Annotated in this window: 6 protein-coding genes; 2 read left to right on the top strand and 4 right to left on the bottom strand. The window is 75.8% G+C overall.

The window, feature by feature from the left end; all coding sequences use genetic code 11:
• Positions 1-1,093, bottom strand: a 1,093-nt coding sequence (locus JS521_RS37065) for an AfsR/SARP family transcriptional regulator (protein WP_307847991.1), incomplete at its 3' end; no start/stop codon positions are given.
• A 128-nt stretch (positions 1,094-1,221) separates the two neighbouring features.
• Between JS521_RS37065 and JS521_RS33570 the strand changes: the two genes are divergently transcribed.
• The gene (locus JS521_RS33570; RefSeq protein WP_205086673.1) at positions 1,222-2,028 is read left to right on the top strand and encodes a site-2 protease family protein; all 807 of its coding nucleotides are present in this window, start codon (positions 1,222-1,224) and stop codon (positions 2,026-2,028) included.
• Positions 2,029-2,064: 36 nt separating this feature from the next.
• On the opposite strand, the gene JS521_RS33565 is transcribed toward JS521_RS33570, so the two are convergent.
• The 3 genes from JS521_RS33565 to npdG form a co-directional block, all read right to left on the bottom strand.
• Positions 2,065-3,165 (bottom strand): ABC transporter permease, encoded by a 1,101-nt coding sequence (locus JS521_RS33565; protein WP_205086672.1) that lies wholly within the window; start codon positions 3,163-3,165, stop codon positions 2,065-2,067.
• A gap of 165 nt (positions 3,166-3,330) precedes the next feature.
• Entirely contained in the window at positions 3,331-3,513 is a 183-nt protein-coding gene (locus tag JS521_RS33560; RefSeq protein WP_205086671.1) for a hypothetical protein, read from the bottom strand.
• 141 nt (positions 3,514-3,654) lie between these two features.
• The gene (gene npdG / locus JS521_RS33555; protein WP_205086670.1) at positions 3,655-4,368 is read right to left on the bottom strand and encodes an NADPH-dependent F420 reductase; all 714 of its coding nucleotides are present in this window, start codon (positions 4,366-4,368) and stop codon (positions 3,655-3,657) included.
• Positions 4,369-4,508: 140 nt separating this feature from the next.
• Here npdG and JS521_RS33550 point away from each other — a divergent pair, with 140 nt between their 5' ends.
• Positions 4,509-5,111 (top strand): hypothetical protein, encoded by a 603-nt coding sequence (locus tag JS521_RS33550; protein ID WP_205086669.1) that lies wholly within the window; start codon positions 4,509-4,511, stop codon positions 5,109-5,111.
• Positions 5,112-5,199 lie beyond the last annotated feature (88 nt).

Genomic DNA, 5,199 nt, shown 5'->3' with positions numbered 1-5,199 from the left:
TCTCGGGCAGCCGGTGGTAGCCCTGCATGATGCCGGGGCCGCGCAGCAGGATCTCGCCGTCGTCCGCGATGCGGACCGCGGGGGCGGGGGGGGGGGGGGCCGCCGGGGGGGGGGGCGCCCGGGGGGGGCCCGGGGGGGGGGGCGGCCCGGGGGGGGGGGCGGCCGCGCGGGCAGGTCCGGCGTCCGGGGTGGGCGGCTCACCCGCGACGGACGGCTCTCCCGGCGCGGGGTCCTGCGCGGCTGAGGCCGAGGACCGGGCGAACGGCTCCGGGGCGGGCGAAGCCGGGGACCGGGGCAACGCCCCCGGCGCGGGCGAGACCGGGGGCGGGGCGAACGCCCCCGGCGCGGGCGCGCCCGAGGGCTGCGGGAACGGCTCCGGGTGGAGCAGCTCCGTGTGCAGGGCGCGCAGGGCCGGGCCGGGTGCGGTGCCGAGGCGGTCGTCGAGCAGGGTGCGGACCTCCTCGTACGCGGCCAGTGCCTCGGCGGGGCGTCCTGTGTCCCGCAGGGCCCGGATGCGCAGGGCCCTGAGCGGTTCGTCGAGCGGGTGGGCGTCGCAGAGCGCGGCCAGCTCCGGCAGCGCCTCCCCGGGTCTCCCGAGGGCCAGGAGCGCCCCGAGCGCGGCCCGCCGGGCGTCGAGCCTGCGGGCCTCCCAGCGGGACGCGATCGCCGTACGGTCGGGCAGATCGGCGAGGGCGGGCCCGGTCCACAGGGCGAGAGCCTCCCGCAGGACGGTGAGGGCGCCCGACGCGTCGCCGTCCTCCAGGGCCCGGCTCCCCTCCCACGCCAGCCGCTCGAAGCGGTGCAGGTCCACGGCGTCCGGCGGGACGGCGAGCCGGTAGCCGCCCGCCACGGACTCGACGGCGCTGCGGCCCAGAGCCCGCCGGAGCCGCCCGACGAGGGCCTGGAGGGCGCCGGCCGCATCCGCGGGCGGGTCGCCGGCCCACACCTCGTCGACGAGGACCCCGGCCGCGACGGTCCTTCCGGGGCGCAGCGCGAGAACGGTGAGCAGGGCGCGCAGCCGCGCCCCGCCGAGGGCGACGGCCGTGCCGTCGTCGCGGAGTGCCCGGGTGGTGCCGAGGACGCAGTAGTGCACGGGGCCTATTCTCCGTGACGGACGACGGACCGGCGTTGACCGGGTGGAACTCCACAAACGGTCGCCGACGTTCCAGTCCTGCCGGACCGTACGGTCACCCCGCCCCCACCCGAGGGAGTCGAACGCCGATGACCACCACAGCCACCCGCGGCGACCGGAGGATCAGCCCGGTCTTCCTCGGCATCGCCGCCGTCACCGCGGTCGCGGGCTGGGCGGTGTGGACGGGCTTCGCGGACGCCACCGGCTTCGCGGTCTTCCTGTTCGTCACCGGGGCCTGGATCGTCTCGCTCTGCCTCCACGAGTACGCGCACGCCCGCACCGCGCTGCACAGCGGGGACCTCTCGGTCGGGGCGAAGGGCTATCTGACGCTCAACCCGCTGAAGTACACGCACGCGCTGCTCAGCATCGTGCTGCCGGTGCTCTTCGTGATCATGGGCGGGATCGGGCTGCCCGGCGGGGCGGTGTACATCGAGCGCGGCCGGATCCACGGCCGGTGGAAGCACAGCCTGATCTCGGCGGCGGGGCCGCTGACGAACGTGGCGTTCGCGATCGTGTGTACGGCCCCGTTCTGGCTGGACGCGCTCGACGGGGTGCCGCGCGCTTTCCAGTACGCGCTCGCGTTCCTGGCGATGCTCCAGGTGACGGCGGCGATCCTGAACTCCCTGCCGATCCCGGGCCTGGACGGGTACGGGGTGATCGAGCCCTGGCTCTCGTACAGGATCCGCCGCCAGGTGGAGCCGATCGCGCCGTTCGGGCTGATCGCGGTGTTCGCGATCCTGTGGATCCCCGAGGTGAACATCGTGTTCTTCGACGCGGTCCACGCGCTGCTGCGCGGCCTGGGCGTGGAGGAGTTCCAGCGGTACTGCGGCTACGACCTGTACCGCTTCTGGCGCGGCCTCTTCGACGAGCAGGACCCGGGCTGCGCGGTCGGCTGACCGCGGTCGACCGACCGCACGGCCCGGGCCGCCGCGTCAGACCGGCGGGGCGACGGGCCCGGCGGCCGGGGCGGTGGGCCGCGCCGCCCGGGACGCCCGTACGGCGGCGGCGAGAATCGCGACCACGACACCGCCGAAGGCCCAGGCGCCGAGGACCCAGAGGGCGCCGGTGGTGGCGTTGCCGTCGAAGTAGACGGTGTTGCGGACCACCGTCGTACCGGCCCCCGGAGGCAGCGCCTGGCCGATCGCGCTCCAGAACGGCGGCAGCAGGGAGGACGGGTACACCCCGCCGGAGCTGGGGTTGCCCAGGATCGTGAAGATCAGGATGGTGAGCCCGAGGCCGACCGTGCCGGCCACCGACTGGAGGGCGACGCCCACCGCACCGGAGGCGAACACCACCAGGGTGCCGATGCCGGCCAGCTCCCAGAACGCGCCCGGGAGGCAGTTCAGCACCGGGCCCACGATGATCGCGCCGCCGATGCCCGAGACGAAGCCGTACGGCAGCATCGCCGTCAGCCGGACCAGAGTGCGCCGCAGGGTGGGCTTCTTCGAGCCGGCCGCCATGTTCAGGGCCGAGGCCGCGAGGTAGCCGCCGATGGTCCAGCTGAGGACGAGGTAGAAGGACGACAGGCCCCGCGAGTCGCCCGCGGCCGGTGCGCGGAGGTCCCGCACGACGATCGTCCGGTTCTCCGCCCGGGCCACCTCCTGGAGGATCTCGGTGGCCGCGGCGGTCGCCGAGGGGCCGCCCGCCGAGGCGACGAGCAGCGTGTCGGTGCGTCCGGCCGGGTCCACGACGAGGGCGGCGTCGGTGCGCCGGTCCAGCAGCCGCGCGCGGGCCTCGGCGCGGTCCGCGACGGGGGTGACCTTGAGCGGTTCGCCGGGCAGCGCGTCGAGGCGGGCCGTCAGGTCCCGTTCCACGGCGGGCGGGGCGACCAGGGTGATCGGCACCTTGCGCGGATCGGGCGCGTGGAAGGCGCCCATGTAGGAGAGGGCGAAGCCCAGTTGCAGCAGGAGTACCCCGAGCATGACGAGCGCGGCCCGGGCGGTGACGGCGTCGCGCACCTCTTCCCAGAAGCCCTGGGTTCCGTCACTGGTCTGTGCGGTCGACCCCGAAGCGTCGTCCCTCGCGTCTGCCACGCGGCCTCCCTCGTCCTGCCCTGCCACGGCCGTGGCGGGGCCGTCACATGCTCGGCCCCGGCACGGCTTCCGCTCCCGGGGCACGCCCGGGGAGCGGGAGGCACGACCTGATTGGCGGAGGCCTGCGCGCAGTGGGACGGCGAGGCGGGGGAGGCAGGTGAGGGGTCAGCTCGCGTCGGCGGCGGCCGTCAGCCGGAGCCGGCGGACGTAGAACCAGGTCATGTTCGACGAGAGCCCCGCGATGAGCACCCACACGATCCCGAGCAGGCTGCCCTGGGCGAAGGAGACCACGGCCGCCGCGACGGCGAGGACGCAGACGACGAGGGCGTAGAGAGCGATGCGGGGCATGGGGGTCGGCTCCTGTCGGGAACGGGTCGCGCTCCCTGCCGGGAACGGTCGCGGTCCCGTCCAGTGTCCCCCATGCCCCGTTGTGCCCCGTCCCGGGGAGCGCCCGGGCACGTTGCCGGAGCGCCCGCCGGGTGGGCCAGGTCAGACGTCGGTCGTGCGCAGTCCTGCGTGGGCCTTGTAGCGGCGGTTGACCGAGATCAGGTTGGCGACCAGCGACTCGACCTGGTGGGCGTTGCGCAGGCGGCCGGCGAAGATGCCCCGCATCCCGGGGATCCGGCCGGCCAGGGCCTGCACGAGGTCGGTGTCGGCGCGGACCTCGCCCAGGACCAGCACGTCGGTGTCGATCTCCTCGATGGACTCGTCCTGGAGCAGCACCGCCGAGAGGTGGTGGAAGGCGGCGGTGACCCGGGAGTCCGGCAGCAGGGCGGCGGCCTGTTCGGCGGCGCTGCCCTCCTCCGGCTTGAGGGCGTAGGCGCCCTTCTTGTCGAAGCCGAGCGGGTTGACGCAGTCGATGACGAGCTTGCCCGCCAGCTCCTCGCGCAGGGATTGGAGCGTCTTGGCGTGGCCGTCCCACGGCACGGCGACGATCACGATGTCGCTGCGCCGGGCGCACTCCGCGTTGTCCGCGCCCTCGACGCCGAAGCCCAGCTCGGCCGCGGCCTGCTCGGCGCGGGCCGCGTCCCGGGAGCCGAGGGTGACCTTCTGTCCGGCGCGGGCGAGCCGGTAGGCGAGGCCGCGCCCCTGCGGTCCTGTCCCGCCGAGCACGCCGACGCTCAGGGCGGATACGTCGGGGAGGTCCCAGGGGTCCTTGGCGGGGGGCTTGGGCGCGCTGCCGCTGCTGTCCTGTGTAGTCATGGGCCGACCCTACTGCCAGGTAGTACAGGGGGAAGCCGCCCCGTGGGCGCTCGATCCCGTGTGCCGTGCCGTCCCCCGTTCGGGTGAGGGAGCGGCCGACGGGCCCGGCCGGGGCGGGGCCCGGGGCAGGATGCCGGGCCATGGATGCCGTACGGGTCGCCCTGCTCCGTGATGTGCTGGCCGGAACCCGGTGGCCGCAGGAATCCCGCCGGTTCGCGCTGGCCCTGCGCTCCTCCGTCGTCCCGCGCGGCGGCGGCCTGCTGCTGGCGGGGACGGAGGCGTACGAGCCGTGGCATCTGGCGGCCCACCTGTCCGACGAGTCCGCCTGGGCGGGGCTGCCGGAGCTGGCGCCCACCCTCGTACGGCACCGGGTGGCGGCGGGCGACCCGGCGCATCTGGCGGTCGGGCTGGGCCGGATCGCGGCGGCGGGGCGGGGCGAGACGGTGCTGCTGGTCGCGCCGGAGCGGCCGGGGGCGGGGCTGCTGGAGCGGGTGCACGACGCCCGGCGGGCCGGGGCGCGGGTGCTCACCCTGGACGGCGGCGACCCGGAGGTCGGCGGCCTGGCGCACGAGTCGCTGGTGGTCGGCGGGGACGACGACGTGGACCTGGACATCGTGCAGCACCTGGTGAGCGCGGCCGCCGGGGAGAACGGGCGGCCTCCGGCGGGCGGCCGGCGCACCTTCCGGGACCGGCTGGCCCGGCTGGCCGACCAGCTGACCCAGCCGCCGCCGGCCCGCTGGTAGCGCGGCCGGGAAACCCACTTGCCCGGTACACCCCGTTGTACGGATCATGGCCCTTCGTGACCTCAGCACCTCCCCCACCCCCCGCCTC

Source organism: Streptomyces durocortorensis, assembly GCF_016901035.1.
Classification (GTDB): domain Bacteria; phylum Actinomycetota; class Actinomycetes; order Streptomycetales; family Streptomycetaceae; genus Streptomyces; species Streptomyces durocortorensis.
This window is presented reverse-complemented; position numbering and strand designations above follow the sequence as displayed.

Excerpts from the sequence above, each read along its gene's own strand:
- JS521_RS33570 (WP_205086673.1), top strand. The coding sequence starts at position 1,222 with ATGACCACCACAGCCACCCGCGGCGACCGGAGGATCAGCCCGGTCTTC.
- JS521_RS33560 (WP_205086671.1), bottom strand. The coding sequence starts at position 3,513 with ATGCCCCGCATCGCTCTCTACGCCCTCGTCGTCTGCGTCCTCGCCGTC.
- npdG (WP_205086670.1), bottom strand. The coding sequence starts at position 4,368 with ATGACTACACAGGACAGCAGCGGCAGCGCGCCCAAGCCCCCCGCCAAG.
- JS521_RS33550 (WP_205086669.1), top strand. The coding sequence starts at position 4,509 with ATGGATGCCGTACGGGTCGCCCTGCTCCGTGATGTGCTGGCCGGAACC.